Origin of the sequence: Agrobacterium tumefaciens (assembly GCF_005221325.1) — a bacterium.
Taxonomy (GTDB): Bacteria; Pseudomonadota; Alphaproteobacteria; order Rhizobiales; family Rhizobiaceae; genus Agrobacterium.
Map to the genome: position 1 here is coordinate 1,452,301 of NZ_CP039889.1, position 14,701 is coordinate 1,467,001.

The following is a 14,701-nucleotide window of genomic DNA, read 5'->3' on the forward strand; positions in this document are numbered from 1 at the left end:
ACAGCATCATCACCTAGCTTTGCGGGGCAGGCAATGGCATAATATTAAAAATAAAAAATTTTTTATTTTACAAAAGCCGTTTTTGCTTTAGCTCTATCCCCATTGGATACCAACCGCCGGAGGAGGGCGGGAGGTCGCTCCCCTAAAACCCGTCACCGCGTCTTTGGATCGCGGAATGGTGGTTCTGTTTCTCCTCGCAAGCCGTTCAAGCAACGAGGAATGACCGATCATGAAAATAGCTGCTGTCGAACCTTTCATCCTGCATCTGCCGCTGACATCGGAGTCCATTTCCGATTCCACCCACAGCATCACTCATTGGGGCGTTGTTGGTGCGAAAATCACGACGAGCGACGGGATTGAGGGTTATGGTTTCACCGGCACCCATGCGCATCTGCCGTCCGACAGGCTGATCACATCCTGCATCAGCGATTGTTATGCCCCTCTGCTGCTGGGCGAGGATGTGTCCGACCATTCACGGCTCTGGACGAAACTCGCCCGTTATCCCTCGCTGCAATGGGTCGGCCGGGCCGGGATCACCCATCTGGCGCTGGCCGCGATCGACGTGGCGCTGTGGGATATCAAGGCAAAAAAGGCGGGTGTTCCGCTCTGGCAATATCTCGGTGGCGCCCGCACGGCGGCGGTGGAGGCTTATAATACCGATATTGGCTGGCTGTCCTTCACGCTGGAAGACTTGCTGGCGGGCAGCGCCCGGGCGGTGGAGGAAGACGGTTTCACGCGCCTGAAGATCAAGGTCGGGCACGACGATCCGAATATCGATATTGCCCGCCTTGCCGCCGTCCGCAAACGTGTCGGTTCTGCTGTTCGTATCGCCATTGACGGCAATGGCAAGTGGGACCTGCCGACATGCCAGCGTTTCTGCGCGGCGGCGAAAGACCTGGATATTTACTGGTTCGAGGAACCAATGTGGTATGACGATGTCACCAGCCATGCGCGGCTGGCGCGCAACACCTCCGTTCCGATTGCGCTCGGCGAGCAGCTTTATACGGTGGATGCGTTCCGTTCCTTCATCGATGCCGGCGCGGTTGCCTATGTCCAGCCTGACGTGACGCGGCTTGGCGGTATCACCGAATATATCCAGGTCGCCGATCTGGCGCTTGCCCATCGCCTGCCCGTGGTGCCGCATGCGGGAGAAATGAGCCAGGTGCATGTGCATCTGAGCTACTGGCACCCTGCATCGACCATTCTCGAATATATTCCGTGGATCAAGGACCATTTCGAAGAGCCGATCCATGTGCGTGATGGTGTTTACAAACGGCCCGAGCAGCCGGGGGCGAGCACCACGCCGCTGGCTGCAAGCTTCGCCCGTTATGGCAAGGCGGTGAAATAAAAGCGGCAATGTCAGGTATTTGAGATAGTGTGGCGCGCCGCCGCCTTCTGGACAGAAATGAAATAACTTCTGGACAGAAATTTTTCTAGGCACGGCAATCAGCGACCGCCGTGCCTGCTCTCACTACACGTTAGCGATGATGACTTCTTTGACGGCTTTCTGGCCGGTCGAACTCAGCGAGTAGGTGCAATCAACCTCCTCGACACTAAATGCAGAGAAGGTTTCATAGACGCCTTTGACCGCATTGAGGGAAAGAATGAAGCGCCCCTTGATCCCGCTCAAAACATCGGCCATCTCGCTGAACTCCTCGCGGCCGAAGACGTTGGTGCCGTAGTCCATCTCATTCCCCCAATAAGGCGGATCGAGATAAAACAGCATCCCCGGCCGATCATAGCGCTCGATGAATTTTCGCCACGGCAGCTGCTCTATGACGACACCTGCCATCCGCTCGTGGATCGCCTCCAGTTGTGGGGCGAGCTTCAGAAGATTGAAGCGAGCGCCGGTCATCGTCACGCCGAAGTTTTGCCCTGCCACCTTGCCGCCAAACGCAGTGCGCTGGAGATAGAGGAAGCGGGCGGCGCGCTCCAGATCGGTGAGCGTCGAAGGATCGATTTTCGAGAGCCGCTCAAACTCGCGCCGTGACGTGATCTGGAACCGAAGGGTTTCCATAAACTGCGGATAGTGGCGCTGAAGAATGCGGAAAAGATTGGCCACGTCGCCGCTGATATCGTTGATGACCTCTATACGCGGTTGGAGATCACGGCGCAGGAAGACGCCGCCCATGCCCACGAAGACTTCCGCATAGCCCTCGTGAGGCGTTGCGTTGATCTTGGCGATGATGGTTTTCGAGAGAACGCGCTTGCCACCAATGTAGGGAGCGGCAGGTGCAGCCGGAGCAACCGGCGTTAGATTTACCATTTCAAAAAGCCTGCGAGTCAGTCACAAGGAACCCGCCCTGCAGGGTACGGGTGTGACGGTTATCTTGTGTCGCTGTCTAACGGGTCTGGTCGCAAACTAAGGCCCGTTGCTTGGGTGCGTGGAAACACCCGAGCCACCCGGTCAAAACCGGGTGGCTATTCCGATCAGGAATTGGGCTTGCCGCGCAGCTCGATGAATTCCTTCAGGTGCTGCATCACGAGGTCTGCGTTTTCCATGATCCGGAGGCACTGAAACCAATCCAGAACCTTCTCGCTGGAGACCTGACTATCTCTTTTGGGTAGCGCCCAATGAAGGTCGTGCGCCTTGGCCCGATCTAGGCTCTTTTCCAGTTCGCCATTGTCGGCCCGGTAGCATTCAACTGTTTTCATAATGGATGCCTTTCAAGAGATCGGTAGTTTTCTAGGCCGCAAGCGCAATTCGCGGCTTGTCGCCTTCGACCATTACGATTTTCTGAAGCCGTAGAGGCAGGTTCGATGTGGGAGCCGTGACGCCAAAACCGGGGCGGATCGAGAAATATGTGTTGAATCCGTTTGCATCGATATCGGCGTCGATGAGGATGTTATGAAAGACCGCCATCATCCACCCACCTGTCACCTGATCGCCAGCGCCGCCGAAGTGCAAAGCAGCTCCAACCAGCGTCCGGACAGAGCCGCCCGACTTTACGACCCAGTTGATCGTTGGGCTGCGCTGTCCCGCCACAGTGTAAAAAAGGATGGCGACGGTAACGCGCTTACCCAAGAGCGGGGTCAGCTCGGTTGTGCGGATGTACCGCACCATGCCCGCAGCAGCATTGCCGTTGGGCACCATGGAAAAAGAGTGGGCAAAACCCGGCCACTTAACGTTGGTGTCTTTTGTCGCCGTCGCTGGAGCCTGTGCGCTCCAATTAAGGGGCACAGCGCCGGTCCAGTTCGAAAAATCCGGGTTCACATGCAAATTGGTTGCCGCTGTCAGCGGCCATGGTGCGGTCATAAATCCGGCAACCGGGGTCGAGCCCCGATAGCTGGCGATGAGGCAATCCGCTATCGCAGCATAGCCCGCGTCATTGGGGTGAGTATCGTCCAGATACCAGTCGCTTGGCTTGCCCGCGTCCATGAAAACCTGATGCGTGTCGATGACCATGATATCGGTCAGCGATGCGCCGATCTCTAGAATTGCCGCCCGCACCTTGTCGTAGCCAGTGCTGCTACGCTTTGGATTTTGGGTGGTTATGATCTGCGGCACGCCCGGCCATTTCAGGCAGGTCATCCCGATTGGACCAAGGAAGCAGGATTTGCCCGAGACGTACCGGACATCGCCGCCCGAAAGCTCGAAACTCTGCATGTTGTGGCCCTGATGCATGATGCAAAGATCGGGCGTGGGGATCGCCAGCGCGGCGGCGCGCTGATCGGCAAACATGTAACCTGCCATGCCACCCGGCAGTGAGGCGAGATAGACGGCGAGCGTGCCGCGTGTGCCGATCCGGAGCGTAACTGGATCGGCGTAAGCCTTGGGGCCGGTGGCGGCGTTAGTCTGCCATTCCGCCCACCGGTAGATGATCACCGTGGCATCATGCATCTCGCCAATGGCCCGCACCAAGCGATAGAAAATGCCCGTGTCCGGATAAGCTGTGCTGTCGCCATTTATGTGTAGTACGGCGTTTTGCCCTGCATTGAGCTTGGCGTGCATTGGCGACCATGCGTTGACGCCCCGAACGTTGGCGACAAAGGTTCTGCGGCGCACGCGCTTGCCATCCGTCGCCTCGACGGTAATGGTCGGTGCCGGTGTCGTCTTGTGATCAAGCGCCGTCAGCCCGCGCACAAGGTTGTTGCCGGAAAGGGCAAAACGGCCTCCGGCGTCATCGATCAGCGTGAATGTCCAGGACATACCAACCTCCAAGGCAGAGAGCACATCGCCTGCCTGCGCTGTCTCGTTAAAATTCAGATTGGCAACAGAGAGGGCCGCTGCCGCGTCATAGACAGAAAGCGCGGCAAGCACGTCGCCTGCCTGCACGGTCTCATTAAAATCCAGCGTCGAAATCTCGATGATCGCGGCGGCAGTTCCTAACGCCGTTGCGACTGACGGCAGACCAACTGGCAACGCTATCGGGATCGTGATTGGTACCGAAAGCCCGTTCACTCGCCACTCCATGCCTTGATGGATTTTCCGTCGCCGTTGCCCGACATATCGAGGCACACGAGCGGGCATTTGGCGAAGCGCAGCATGGGCGGCGCGGTGCTGGCGCGGATCGTGCCGAGTACGACCCACGGCGCGTTAGCATCCGCACGACCTTTGATATCGACCCGGGCCTTGGACCCCTGCGGGATTTGCGCCTGCACCGTGAAATCCCCCGAAGGGCTGAACGGCGCGGCAACGAAAACGGCGGCTGTAGTGTTGATATGCTCTGTCATGCGGCTGCTCCTTCAGTCCACATGATCTCGGTAACAGCGTCGGCCGTAGCTGCCGCAAGGACGCGGGCGGTGAGCTCATCGAGCGCTGCTTGGCACCTGACTACAAGCGCCTTGCCGTCGCGGCCTGCCTGCTGGATTTGCGGCGCACTGTGCGCTTTGTAACTCCACACGTTAGCAGCATCGCAGACCCAGAACGGCGTTTGCCAATCGGGTGGCAAGTTCGGCATAAAGCTGTCCGTCACCGAACCCATCAAGTTGATTTGCGCCTTCATATCGCTCGGGTAAGTATGAGCAGCACCGAGCGCCGACGATTTGAAGCCGCCAGTGATGGTCGCTTCGCAAGCAGCTCTCAAAACTTCAACACGAGCGGCTTTGACTATGTCGAGAAGCAATGGCCCCTGCCATCCAGGTACGGCAACAACCCCCGAAATCACCTCGAAAAGGGTATGATCTACCACCAGTTTTCCGTCTTCGTACGAGGCCGTCTCACCCAATGCGAAATGTCGGGCCAGCAGCGAGACATCTTCGGGTGACAAAACCAGACTGTTACTCATCAGGGGTCTCCTACGCTGCGCCGAGACGAGCGGCGCTCAGGGTGTATTCATCGAAAGTTCGGGGTGAGCCTGTGGTCTGGATCAACTGAAACCGCACCACGTCACCAACGACCAAGGGAACGACCGCGCTACTGGCGGATCGGCCATAGGAAAGATCGTTATTGGTCTGGCCCCCATCGGAGCAAAGAGGAAGGTTGTTAAGGGTGATGCGTGTTGCTTGGCCAAAGGTCCCAAGTCCCAACTCCGCAGCAGAAAGGGTAACTATCCAAAGTCCTTCATCACCTGCGCCAATGGTCAATACGCCGCCAGAGAAGGTAGATGCCCCTCTAAAATTTGTTGGGGCCGCCGAGTAACTTGACAGGGTGGTCCAGACATCAGCGGGGATCGACTGACTGCCAGACCGTGCCGACATGTAACTAGGACGCTCTTTCGCCAGAGTTTCGGGGGTGACAAAACGATTGTTGACCTGGCCGGAATTGACTTCGCTTTGGGTTGCGGCAAGAGACGTATAAACACCGGCAATTCGAACAAAGATACGGCCGTCAGGCAAGCCAATCCCGTGCCCATCTGGCGGAGAAATGTAATTCCAGCCACTACCTGTCCATTCAGCAAGTTTGCCGACGTTGGCCGCCCAAATGCCCGTTGCGTTAGAGGGAACCACGTACGTATCGCCCAGAAGCGGATTTCCCGGAGCACTGGAGAGCGTCATAGACGCAACGGGAAGCCACGGCAGGCGGGTTAATTGGCTCATCGGCACTTTGCGGGTTTCGACCCACGCACGCGTTGCAAAGACAATGGAAGGATCGACCAAAAGCGTCACATTGGCGTTTTCACCAATGATGATCTGGAATTCATAACGGATGTCTTCGAGCTGACCTTCAAGTGCGGTAGGCTTGTACTGACTGACGGGCTTTGCCACTGCGATCATCGATCCGGCCTGATCGAAAATGCCGAACTCGCGCATCCACCAGCCACCGGCATTGGTCGGAATGATCGCCGTCACCAGAATGGCGGAGGGGTTATCAGGATCGGTAACGACGCTTTCGACCGCCGTTCGCCAGACCTCGCGGACCAGCGCCGTGCTGGCGGCGGTCGGATTGGTTTCGGCCCCGTTGCCGTCACCGATGGCAAAATGGGTGATAACGACAGGATCGCCACCAGCAGCACTCTGTGCCAGTTTGATCTTACCGGTATTGGTGACGAGCGAAAAATAAGCCTGCGCCATGCCTCAAGCTGCCTTTGCGTTGATGCGGATCGAGCGGAGCGCATAGGCTCCGGTCCCCGCGAAGGTGGAAATCGAATAGGCCGCGTCCCCGAGCTGCGGAGCCATGATGCGAACGGTGCGGCCACGCCGGGACGCCGCACCAAGACGGAGGGTCGCTTCGCCTCGCACGCCGTACTGGATGGCGATGTCCTGACTGTGCCGCTTGGCGGCGGCGATGATCCGCGCCGCCGCCTTCTGATTGGGCAGATCAAGCGGTGCATGGCCGTTGATGACGGTATCGTTGATGAACAGAACGACCTTGTGCGTATCGTGATACGCCTTCGGCTCTTCCTGCCACCATTGCGTCCAGCGGGCAGAAACGCCGATGGTTTCTAACGCCATCTTCACGCCAGCCACGGTCCCGCGCATGGCGTGAATTTCCGGAGCGGCGTCGATCATGGCGCGCAGCAAATCCTCACGCATGTCCGGAGAGATGAAATCGAGCAATGCGGCTTCCACAACCATGATCGGCAAAAGGGAAGCCGGTGCTGTCAAGGCGTCCTGAACGACAAGGGTGGACGGCCGGAAGGTTGCGAGCGTCTGCGACAACGCCTCAATGAAATCGCGGTCGCGCTGATCGCTGATGCCGGGAGGCACAAGGATGGCAGGAATGAAATCACTCATTCGGCACCACCACGATATTGACGACAAGCGATGCCAGAACCGGGAACTGGTGGGCGGCAAGGTCGGTGAAATCAAAGCTGGTCAGCTTGGCGTCCGCGACACGCGGCATGGCCTTCAGCGCTGAGGTGATGACGGACGGCGCGATCTGCGGGCCAAGCTCTTGTGTCCACGGCTGGAATGCTGCTTGCGCCACGCTTTCGAACAGCGCCTGTTGACCGGCCGCCGCCTCGCGAACGCGGACCGTCAGCGCCATGTTGAAATTGACCGGCTCCGGAGAATGGACAACGACATAATCACCCATCGGGCGGCGGGTGTTCGGATCGAGGTAGGCGAGGATTTCCGCCTTCAGCTCATTCGATGGAAGACCGGTTTTCATCAGCGGGTAAATATCGATATGGCCGGGTTCCGGCCGGATGACCGCAACGTCCACGATCTCCGGATTGACCGCCATGACATGCTCGCGATAGCCGTCACGCGGACCGGCCTTGCTGATGGTGTGAAGCGCATTGGCGGCGCGCAGACGAAAACGCTCTTTCTCCTCGATGTCGGTCCCGCCCGAAATATCCGTCAGATTGCTGGCGCTGGCGACGAATGCGACAGGATCAAGAATATCCGTCACCTTGCCGATACCCAGACCGTTCCATGTCGCGCCGGTTGCCGTCGCTCTCGCGCCAACGGTCGCCGCCAGCATCCCGGCCGGAATGACGAGATCCGAATCGGTGGCGAAGGTCACGGCATTGCCAGCACCGACGCGGGTGCCTTTCGGGATTGCCGTGTCGAGCAGGCGAACGGCGGACAGGCGAAACTCGATGGTGGTGACGGCGGCTTGCGCAAGAAGGCGGAAGGTCGAGACGTTGGCGGCGCGGTTTTCAAGGTGGACGCCTTCAGAGAAAACGACAGTGTTCTGAAGAACGCCGGTCTGCGCCGCCTCGTTCAGAAGCGACAGGGCGTAAGCCGCGACTTCGATCAGGTACATTTCCGTCTGCGCCGGATAGAGCGTGCGGTTGGCAACCTCTTCGAACTTCGCCTTGAACTGCGCCTTCAGCACAGAAGGATCACGCTCGAAGAACTCGGGAGCGCCATTGGCGCGCAGTTCTGCAAGGGTCCGCTTGACGGGATCAGCCATTGTAAACGACCTCCGTTACCTGAAGATCGTCCAGCACGGACTGAACCGGCCGCCAGAAAACCTGTGTCTGGAAATGCGAAAATTGCACCATGCCGACCACAACACGCTCGACGGTGACACGCGGCTCCCAAATCGTGATCGCGTCCCAAATCTCGCGGGTCAGATAGGGAATGCCGATATCCGGGTGCCGATCGATGGAGCCGAGAATATCGACGCCTTTTTCCGGTTCGGTCGGAACCGAGTATTTCGGCGTCAGGATAAGATTGGTGATCGACTGCGACAGGTCTTCGACCGCCGTGACGATCTCGCCATAGGTGTCGGGCGCAATAGCGGTCTGAGGATCGGCGCGGCCGACCTTCATGGACCAATGGCGGTGGGTGATTTTATCCTTGTCGATCATGCGGAGACAGTGCCGCACGCCACAAACAAAAATGACCGGAACTCGGTTCCGGTCAGGCTTGCCGATCAGCTATCGACAGTGGCAGAACTGTAGCGGGAAATCGGGAAAAGGGCAAGGGAATGAAGTTTTTGCGCTGGATGTGGGATAACTGGGTCAAGATCGCGTTGAGTGTTGCGACACTCATCTACTTGCCCTTCGCCTTCATGCTCATCGGCGATACAGAGGCCTGCGCACCTGCCGTGGCTAGTGATCGTGAGTTTTGGGAGTTCTACTATCGTTACCTCGCTTGCCGCCCTGTAAACGAAGTGGGCGACACTCTGGCAGGTTTTTTTGCCCCTCTCGCGTTTTTGTGGCTGGCTGGCGCTGTGTACATACAGTCCCAAGAACTCTCAGCGCAACGTGAAGAATTAAATGAAACGCAAGAGCTTATGAAGCAGCAGCTCATTGTCGCTCAAGAGCAGGTCAAAGAGACAAGGGCATCGACAAGTTTGTTCGAAAAACAGACCGCCATCTTGGTGGCTGAACACGAGAAGCGGCTTCAGGACGCCTCTAACAAGGAGTTTGATGAGGATTTAAACCTATTTTTCTCTCAACTGAAAGGGCTAGCGGACGGACTTCGTCTGACGGTTTACTATTTTCATGATGACTTCCAAGTTGGTCCTGAGCACCAACAACTTTACTCCGCCCAAAGCACTGGCGTGTTTACCGCCGCATACTCATTTCCGACAATCGAACACTCTATCGACACGTTCGTCATTCGCCTGCAGGGACTAAATTCTAACTTTGGTATTAGGCACGATGGCCCCGCAATTGAGTATTACGCGAATAGTCGAACCGATTTTTACGTAATTCTTGAGGCGTTGAAGCGTTTAGTGGACCGCATTCCCGACCTATCACCAGATTATAAAATCCGAGCAAAAGCCTACAGAGTTGAGTTCACTTTTCACACACTTGAGGGCTTTTTGAATGCGATTGATGAAGAATATAGACGTTTCGAGCGCCAGCTCGGCACATATGTTTTTCCGGCATCAGGTACAGCCGCGATGTGAGCATGGTCGCTTCCCATATTCTTGCCGCCTCAGTCGCATTCCCATTTAGATGCTCCGGAGATCAAGACCGCGCCGCATCCGCAGATATCGCCGTCGCGGGCGATGGGCGCTCCCTCGCAACTGTACTTTCCCGAACCCGTGACAATTGGTGTGACGCCATGGCCGGGAATTGGGCAAGAATGCATATCGCCTTTCCGGGCGATCAATGCTCCTTCGGCGGTCCAGTTCGCGGCGCTGGTGATCACGGTTCCGCCATGCGTGGATGTATCACCAAGACGAACGATCTTCGGCATCAGGCAAGGTGTCCTTTCGCGGCCTTGACGGTGAAGTCGCCCGCCGCCTCGATATTGACGCTGCCGGGTGTCTTGAGGTCCAGATTGCCGCTGCCCGTTTCCAGTCGCACATAACCGCCAGCAAACAGCAAAACGACCTGATCATTGGCGTTTCCCGATGGCGCATCTTTGGCATTGTAACGGGAGCCTATCACACAGCCGCTTTCGCCCTTCGCATCCATGGCGCACCAGACCTCGTCTTTCTCACCGGGCATCTGGAAGGCGGAAACGCCAGTCGATGATTTGGCGAGCACGTCGATCCATTGCGTCACCAGCTCGTCTTCGTCCTCAAACTGGACCTTGACACGCATCGTCTTCGGATCTCGGTCAACGACGATCCCGCGCCGTGCGGTCGGGTTCTGCCCGTATTCGCTATCGCTTCGCTTTGACAAGCTCTGCCCCCGTTGTATAGCCGCTGCGGCTCATGGTGTGTCTGGAACTGTCTATGACCAGAAGCGCGTCATAACGACCGAAACCGCTGGTCTCGACCACGACGCCGGCGACGGCCGAAACATTGCCGACCATCTCTACCGATCCGGAGAGTGATTTCCGATTCTTGCGATGCAGGCGTGATTTCGCGAGCTTTTCGGCCTGCGCGGCATTCTCGACCCGTTCCCCGGTGATATTGAGCACGTCGCCAGTTGTTACGTCGCTATCCTCGACTTCGGCTTCGATCTTGGTTTTCTGGTTCTCGTCCATGGCCGTCACCTTGGCCTTGGAATAGGTTTTGTCGGTCTGGAAGCGAAAACGGTAATCCAGCAATTGCAGCCCGAGCTGCGCATGGCTGATCGTCAGGGCGGCGGCGCGCCCATCTACGGATTTGATGCTCGTGAAAATCGCCCGTTTGGCCCGCACGCTGAAATAATGCCCGGTGTCTTCGGCAAGTCGCGTTAGAAACTCTAGGTCGCGTTCCCGGCGCTGGGTGACACGCTGGAACATTTGCTCCTCGATGTCACCTTCGACCGACAGACTGTTTTCGCCCGCGACCTTTTCCACGATCTGACGCAACGACTGTTTTTCGAAAGCGCGGGTTTTCTGTGTCCGGAGTGGTTTCGAGATCGGCGCGGCAAGCCCGCGTATCGTCATGGTATCGCCGCCACGGTTTCCGGCGGCTTCCGGTTCATCCATTTCGAAGGTGCCGCAGGGCAATTCTCCGCCCAAGCCATCGTAAATGGTGAGCGTCATGGTGTCGCCCTTTTCAGGGAACCAGCTGTTCTTCCAGAGGCCGTCCTTGTCCTGCACGGTCACATCGATTTCATCGATCTCGCCATGGGCCTTGTCGGTATAGGTGATGGACGTGGTCATGGGCTTGATATCTGATGAGATATCCACGCCCCTGTAGATCAGCGAGAAATAAGGTTTCGTCGCCATGGTCAGACACCATAATCCGGGTTGTCGCGCTTCCACGGCGGCAACAGGCTGGTGTTTGCGGCCTCTTCCTCAATGACCGGAATTTTAAGCGCAACACCCTGCGGAAGCAGAAGCGGCTGCACAGCCAGGTCATCAAGGATCAGGTGCCGGTTGGCCTCAAGAATGACCGTCTGTTTGTACTGGTCACCGTAATAGCGATAGGCCAGCAAATCCCATCGGTCACCGGCAATCGTCTTGTGCTCGAAATATTCCCCCGTCAGCTTCACCGTCATTTGCGTACCTGCGGATTGGTGGTGGCACTGCCGGAGAGAGCCGTGGCCCGGCTCTTGGCGATGGAGGTCAGTTGCTCAAACAAGCCGCCAGCCAGCGGGTCTTCCAGCAGGCCCATGGTGGCCTCAATTCTAACGGGACTGCCACTGCGGTTCGTTTTGATGATACCAACCGACAGGCTTTCGATCACATAGCGCTTGCCGGTAAAAGTGCCGTCGCCAAGCGACAAGGGCAGCGGCGACTTGATGGCGAAGGCGATTTCCAGTTTCGCCCGCTCGGCAGCCGGGTCGCAGAATTCCTCAGAAAAGAAGAAGCTGAAGGACTGCGTATCGAGTTCTTCGCCAATTTCCTGAAGAGCCGGTTTGCCCCGCGTGGTGGCGTGCTGGACGAATGTGCCCGCCCGCTCGATACCGTGCGACACGGGACCGGTCAGGGGCGCAACGCCAAAGGGAATGGAGCCGAGCAGATAGATCATTGCCTCATGTCTCCCTTCGGCCCCTGCGGCGATCCTCTTCTTCCATCATGGCCGCAAATTCCCGGCCGCTTTCTCGTAGCGCCTCCAGCACAGCCTGCTTGACATCGGCGGGCGCACCGGCTCCGGCCGGAACCGTCACAGATGGCTGGAAATTGTAGATGTTACCGGAGCCACCCGACGCAGCGGACTGGACGGAAGCGCGGGCAACTTGCGCACGGGCGGCGTCAGCGCCGGTGGATGCAGTGGCGACGTTGGGCGCGGAGATCGCGGCGGCCGCCATGGTGGCGGCGGTCGCAGCACGCATGGCCTTCACCATCGGTTCTGCCCGGATCGACCCGGCTATGGTCTCGCCAAACTTCAGGCGGTGAATATCCGAAAGCGGTCCAATCTTCGCAGGCGAGGACGGCAGATGATCGCGTATCGTCTGCGTCATGCGCTGGATTTCTTCGACCACAACAGCGGCACGCGCCCGCATGCCCGCCGCCATGGTGTCCATCAACGCTGCGCCCTGATCGTAGAACGATACCCCGGCAAGATAGCTACGGACCTGCCCGATGACATCGGTGATCGACGGCACGAGTTTGGCGGCTGCGGCGTCCAGCTCGGCAAGTTTCTGCATGGCGACGGTCGCGTTTTCGCGCAAAGCAACGGCGTCCGTCATGGTGACGGGCGCGGCTGGCGTTTCAGCGGTATCATCACCGCTGAAGCTCAAAACGGATTTGACCTTTTCCCATGCTGCTCCAGCTCGGGCGGCTGCGCCGTCGATCAAGCCGCCAAGCGCATCGGAAATCCCGGCCCACGACTTCTGGATCGCCTCGACAGGAGACCATTCGAACAACGCCTTGATCCGCGACCAAACGGCGTCCACAGCCGCAAACGCGCTTTCCACCGCCCCTGTTGCTGCCGTGGACAGGCCAGCCCAAAGCCTCGAAATCGTCTCGACAGGAGACCATTCAAGGACGGCTTTAAGATTGTTCCATGCCGCCTCTACAAGGGCGCGTAACGCTTCAATACCCATTGCGGCGAGTAGCTGGTGGGCATCCCAAAGCTTGGAAAGAACGGGCATAGGATCAAAGCCGATCCAGCCCTTGACGGTGTTCCAGGCATTGGTCGCGGCATTGGCCATCGAGTTCCAAAGATCGATAAAGAACGCCTTGATTGGCTCCCAATTGAGATAGATCAGCGCTGCACCGGCGACGATGGCGGCAATGGCAAGCGCAATGGGATTGGCCATCAGCGCCGCACTCAACATCGATAGGCCCATGGCGATCTGGACGAGACCGGCAGCTGTGGAAATCAGGATCGGCGCGAAGGCCATACCCGCGAGAATAGCAGCAAGGCGCTCCCAGCCGCCGACATATTCAGCAGCGACAGAAAGGTATTCGCCAAGGCGTGAGAGCACCTGATAGACGCCGGTGGCGAATTCCCATGCCGCAGTGAGCACTGTCACAAGGCGGTTGCTGATGTAGGTCGCCCATTGTTGTAGGGTGCCATCGTCCGCCATACGGTTGACAGTGGCGAGAACCAGCTCAAGTTTTGACTTCATCCAGTCGAAAAGACCGGCGTTCATTATGGCGAGCTGGAATTGCATCCACAGATCGCCAAGGTTGGAAATCATGCCCTCCCATGTGCGGGATAGCTTGTCCATCGCTCCGGAAAAGCGATCAGACATAATTTTTTGCAGTACTTTCTGGATGCCGCCGGGGTCCGATGCCAGTGCCTTGGCGATCCTTTTTTGGCCGTTGATGGTGTAGGAGTACGCGATCTCATCGCCATCTTTGGCGGCACGAATACCAAATTCCTTCAGGCGCTCATTCTCACCTGTCACGGCGTCGGCGATGGCTTCCACCGCCTGTTCGAGCGGCTTCCCCATCGCGGCGGAGGCATCACCAAGATCACGAAGTAGACCGTTAGTGGGGTCAAGGCCATACGCTCGCAGCTTCACAAAGCTGTCCATAACGCCGTCCAGTTCGTACGGCGTTTTCGCGGCGAAGTTGGTCACCCACGCCATCGCATCTTTCGCTTTGGCGCTGGAGCCTTCTGTTGTTTCGAGAATGGTCTGGAATTTTTCGAATTTTGATGCGGTGCCGATCAGTTGGCCCGCAGCCAAACTAGCAGCTCCGACCGCGACGGTCGCAACCCCTGCGGCAAGCGCCAGTCCCCGAAAGGTTTTTCCGGCTCCGGAGGCAACTTGCCCTAAACCCGATTTAGCTAACGCAATGGTCTTATTGTGCAGAGCAACGGTCGCACGGGCGGCGGCCTGCGCACCTGCAACAACGCCGTTGTAAGCCGACCGGGCGATGGAGCCGATTTTTGAAAGTGCAGATGCATGACGTTCCGTCGCCCGCGTGGCACCGGCTGAAGCGGCAGCGCCAGCTTTTGCACCCGCCCGCATGGCCTTCGCCGTCTTGTCTTCGGCGGCCTTGAGCTTGTTCATGATTTTGCTGGCGCGATCCACGCCCTCGAAAATCATCTGGAACTTCATGCGCGTGCGTCTCCGGTCGGGACGGAATACCCCGGACCAGAGATCGCATTTTATCCTGAGGGAAATGACCGGAACTC

The 14,701-nt window shown here is 57.9% G+C and carries 17 protein-coding genes; 2 read left to right on the plus strand and 15 right to left on the minus strand.

Annotation, left to right across the window (positions count from 1 at the left end):
* Positions 1 to 229 precede the first annotated feature (229 nt).
* Positions 230 to 1,348: a mandelate racemase/muconate lactonizing enzyme family protein gene (locus tag CFBP5499_RS21545; protein WP_080828411.1), complete on the plus strand. Its 1,119-nt coding sequence runs from the start codon at positions 230 to 232 to the stop codon at positions 1,346 to 1,348.
* Between the two features lie 123 nt (positions 1,349 to 1,471).
* Here CFBP5499_RS21545 and CFBP5499_RS21550 read toward each other — a convergent pair whose 3' ends face one another.
* The 9 genes from CFBP5499_RS21550 to CFBP5499_RS21590 all read right to left on the minus strand — a co-directional run bounded on the left by CFBP5499_RS21550 (position 1,472) and on the right by CFBP5499_RS21590 (position 8,642).
* Positions 1,472 to 2,266 carry a DNA adenine methylase gene (locus tag CFBP5499_RS21550; RefSeq protein ID WP_080828408.1) on the minus strand — a complete coding sequence of 265 codons (795 nt, stop codon included), beginning with the start codon at positions 2,264 to 2,266 and terminating at the stop codon, positions 1,472 to 1,474.
* A 164-nt stretch (positions 2,267 to 2,430) separates the two neighbouring features.
* On the minus strand, positions 2,431 to 2,655 hold the full coding sequence (locus CFBP5499_RS21555; RefSeq protein ID WP_080828407.1) for a hypothetical protein: 225 nt from the start codon (positions 2,653 to 2,655) through the stop codon (positions 2,431 to 2,433).
* A gap of 31 nt (positions 2,656 to 2,686) precedes the next feature.
* A complete protein-coding gene (locus CFBP5499_RS21560; RefSeq protein WP_233284542.1) occupies positions 2,687 to 4,261 on the minus strand; it encodes an SGNH/GDSL hydrolase family protein in 1,575 nt (524 codons plus the stop codon).
* 137 nt (positions 4,262 to 4,398) lie between these two features.
* Positions 4,399 to 4,674: a hypothetical protein gene (locus CFBP5499_RS21565; protein WP_080828405.1), complete on the minus strand. Its 276-nt coding sequence runs from the start codon at positions 4,672 to 4,674 to the stop codon at positions 4,399 to 4,401.
* Positions 4,671 to 5,228 (minus strand): hypothetical protein, encoded by a 558-nt coding sequence (locus CFBP5499_RS21570; protein WP_080828403.1) that lies wholly within the window; start codon positions 5,226 to 5,228, stop codon positions 4,671 to 4,673. The genes CFBP5499_RS21565 and CFBP5499_RS21570 overlap by 4 nt, the downstream gene beginning before the upstream one ends.
* A 10-nt stretch (positions 5,229 to 5,238) precedes the next feature.
* Positions 5,239 to 6,453, minus strand: coding sequence for a phage tail protein (locus CFBP5499_RS30530; protein ID WP_233284543.1), 1,215 nt, complete (start codon positions 6,451 to 6,453; stop codon positions 5,239 to 5,241).
* A gap of 3 nt (positions 6,454 to 6,456) precedes the next feature.
* Positions 6,457 to 7,116, minus strand: coding sequence for a phage tail protein I (locus CFBP5499_RS21580; protein ID WP_080828401.1), 660 nt, complete (start codon positions 7,114 to 7,116; stop codon positions 6,457 to 6,459).
* The gene (locus tag CFBP5499_RS21585) at positions 7,109 to 8,242 is read right to left on the minus strand and encodes a baseplate J/gp47 family protein (RefSeq protein ID WP_080828399.1); all 1,134 of its coding nucleotides are present in this window, start codon (positions 8,240 to 8,242) and stop codon (positions 7,109 to 7,111) included. The genes CFBP5499_RS21580 and CFBP5499_RS21585 overlap by 8 nt, the downstream gene beginning before the upstream one ends.
* Positions 8,235 to 8,642 (minus strand): baseplate, encoded by a 408-nt coding sequence (locus CFBP5499_RS21590; RefSeq protein WP_080828397.1) that lies wholly within the window; start codon positions 8,640 to 8,642, stop codon positions 8,235 to 8,237. The genes CFBP5499_RS21585 and CFBP5499_RS21590 overlap by 8 nt, the downstream gene beginning before the upstream one ends.
* 119 nt (positions 8,643 to 8,761) lie before the next feature.
* On the opposite strand from CFBP5499_RS21590, the gene CFBP5499_RS21595 reads away from it, so the two are divergent.
* Positions 8,762 to 9,691, plus strand: coding sequence for a hypothetical protein (locus CFBP5499_RS21595; protein WP_080828395.1), 930 nt, complete (start codon positions 8,762 to 8,764; stop codon positions 9,689 to 9,691).
* A gap of 29 nt (positions 9,692 to 9,720) precedes the next feature.
* Here the strand turns inward: CFBP5499_RS21595 and CFBP5499_RS21600 are convergent, their stop codons facing one another.
* Genes CFBP5499_RS21600 through CFBP5499_RS21625 form a run of 6 tightly spaced genes read right to left on the minus strand, consistent with a single transcriptional unit; the run spans position 9,721 to position 14,624 of the window.
* The gene (locus CFBP5499_RS21600; protein ID WP_080828393.1) at positions 9,721 to 9,984 is read right to left on the minus strand and encodes a PAAR domain-containing protein; all 264 of its coding nucleotides are present in this window, start codon (positions 9,982 to 9,984) and stop codon (positions 9,721 to 9,723) included.
* The gene (locus CFBP5499_RS21605; protein ID WP_080828391.1) at positions 9,984 to 10,415 is read right to left on the minus strand and encodes a hypothetical protein; all 432 of its coding nucleotides are present in this window, start codon (positions 10,413 to 10,415) and stop codon (positions 9,984 to 9,986) included. The genes CFBP5499_RS21600 and CFBP5499_RS21605 overlap by 1 nt, the downstream gene beginning before the upstream one ends.
* The gene (locus CFBP5499_RS21610; RefSeq protein WP_233284544.1) at positions 10,396 to 11,394 is read right to left on the minus strand and encodes a phage late control D family protein; all 999 of its coding nucleotides are present in this window, start codon (positions 11,392 to 11,394) and stop codon (positions 10,396 to 10,398) included. Before CFBP5499_RS21610 ends, CFBP5499_RS21605 begins: the two co-directional genes overlap by 20 nt.
* Before the next feature lie 2 nt (positions 11,395 to 11,396).
* The gene (locus CFBP5499_RS21615) at positions 11,397 to 11,666 is read right to left on the minus strand and encodes a tail protein X (RefSeq protein ID WP_080828389.1); all 270 of its coding nucleotides are present in this window, start codon (positions 11,664 to 11,666) and stop codon (positions 11,397 to 11,399) included.
* On the minus strand, positions 11,663 to 12,139 hold the full coding sequence (locus CFBP5499_RS21620) for a phage tail protein (RefSeq protein ID WP_080828387.1): 477 nt from the start codon (positions 12,137 to 12,139) through the stop codon (positions 11,663 to 11,665). The genes CFBP5499_RS21615 and CFBP5499_RS21620 overlap by 4 nt, the downstream gene beginning before the upstream one ends.
* A gap of 4 nt (positions 12,140 to 12,143) precedes the next feature.
* A complete protein-coding gene (locus tag CFBP5499_RS21625) occupies positions 12,144 to 14,624 on the minus strand; it encodes a tape measure protein (protein ID WP_080828385.1) in 2,481 nt (826 codons plus the stop codon).
* Positions 14,625 to 14,701 lie beyond the last annotated feature (77 nt).

Bases quoted from the DNA above. Each gene is read 5' to 3' on its own strand.
- CFBP5499_RS21555 (WP_080828407.1), bottom strand. From the start codon at position 2,655: ATGAAAACAGTTGAATGCTACCGGGCCGACAATGGCGAACTGGAAAAG.
- CFBP5499_RS21600 (WP_080828393.1), bottom strand. From the start codon at position 9,984: ATGCCGAAGATCGTTCGTCTTGGTGATACATCCACGCATGGCGGAACC.
- CFBP5499_RS21620 (WP_080828387.1), bottom strand. From the start codon at position 12,139: ATGATCTATCTGCTCGGCTCCATTCCCTTTGGCGTTGCGCCCCTGACC.
- CFBP5499_RS21625 (WP_080828385.1), bottom strand. From the start codon at position 14,624: ATGAAGTTCCAGATGATTTTCGAGGGCGTGGATCGCGCCAGCAAAATC.
- CFBP5499_RS21570 (WP_080828403.1), bottom strand. From the start codon at position 5,228: ATGAGTAACAGTCTGGTTTTGTCACCCGAAGATGTCTCGCTGCTGGCC.
- CFBP5499_RS21580 (WP_080828401.1), bottom strand. From the start codon at position 7,116: ATGAGTGATTTCATTCCTGCCATCCTTGTGCCTCCCGGCATCAGCGAT.
- CFBP5499_RS21585 (WP_080828399.1), bottom strand. From the start codon at position 8,242: ATGGCTGATCCCGTCAAGCGGACCCTTGCAGAACTGCGCGCCAATGGC.
- CFBP5499_RS21610 (WP_233284544.1), bottom strand. From the start codon at position 11,394: ATGGCGACGAAACCTTATTTCTCGCTGATCTACAGGGGCGTGGATATC.
- CFBP5499_RS21615 (WP_080828389.1), bottom strand. From the start codon at position 11,666: ATGACGGTGAAGCTGACGGGGGAATATTTCGAGCACAAGACGATTGCC.
- CFBP5499_RS30530 (WP_233284543.1), bottom strand. From the start codon at position 6,453: ATGGCGCAGGCTTATTTTTCGCTCGTCACCAATACCGGTAAGATCAAA.
- CFBP5499_RS21590 (WP_080828397.1), bottom strand. From the start codon at position 8,642: ATGATCGACAAGGATAAAATCACCCACCGCCATTGGTCCATGAAGGTC.
- CFBP5499_RS21545 (WP_080828411.1), top strand. From the start codon at position 230: ATGAAAATAGCTGCTGTCGAACCTTTCATCCTGCATCTGCCGCTGACA.
- CFBP5499_RS21565 (WP_080828405.1), bottom strand. From the start codon at position 4,674: ATGACAGAGCATATCAACACTACAGCCGCCGTTTTCGTTGCCGCGCCG.
- CFBP5499_RS21550 (WP_080828408.1), bottom strand. From the start codon at position 2,266: ATGGTAAATCTAACGCCGGTTGCTCCGGCTGCACCTGCCGCTCCCTAC.
- CFBP5499_RS21595 (WP_080828395.1), top strand. From the start codon at position 8,762: ATGAAGTTTTTGCGCTGGATGTGGGATAACTGGGTCAAGATCGCGTTG.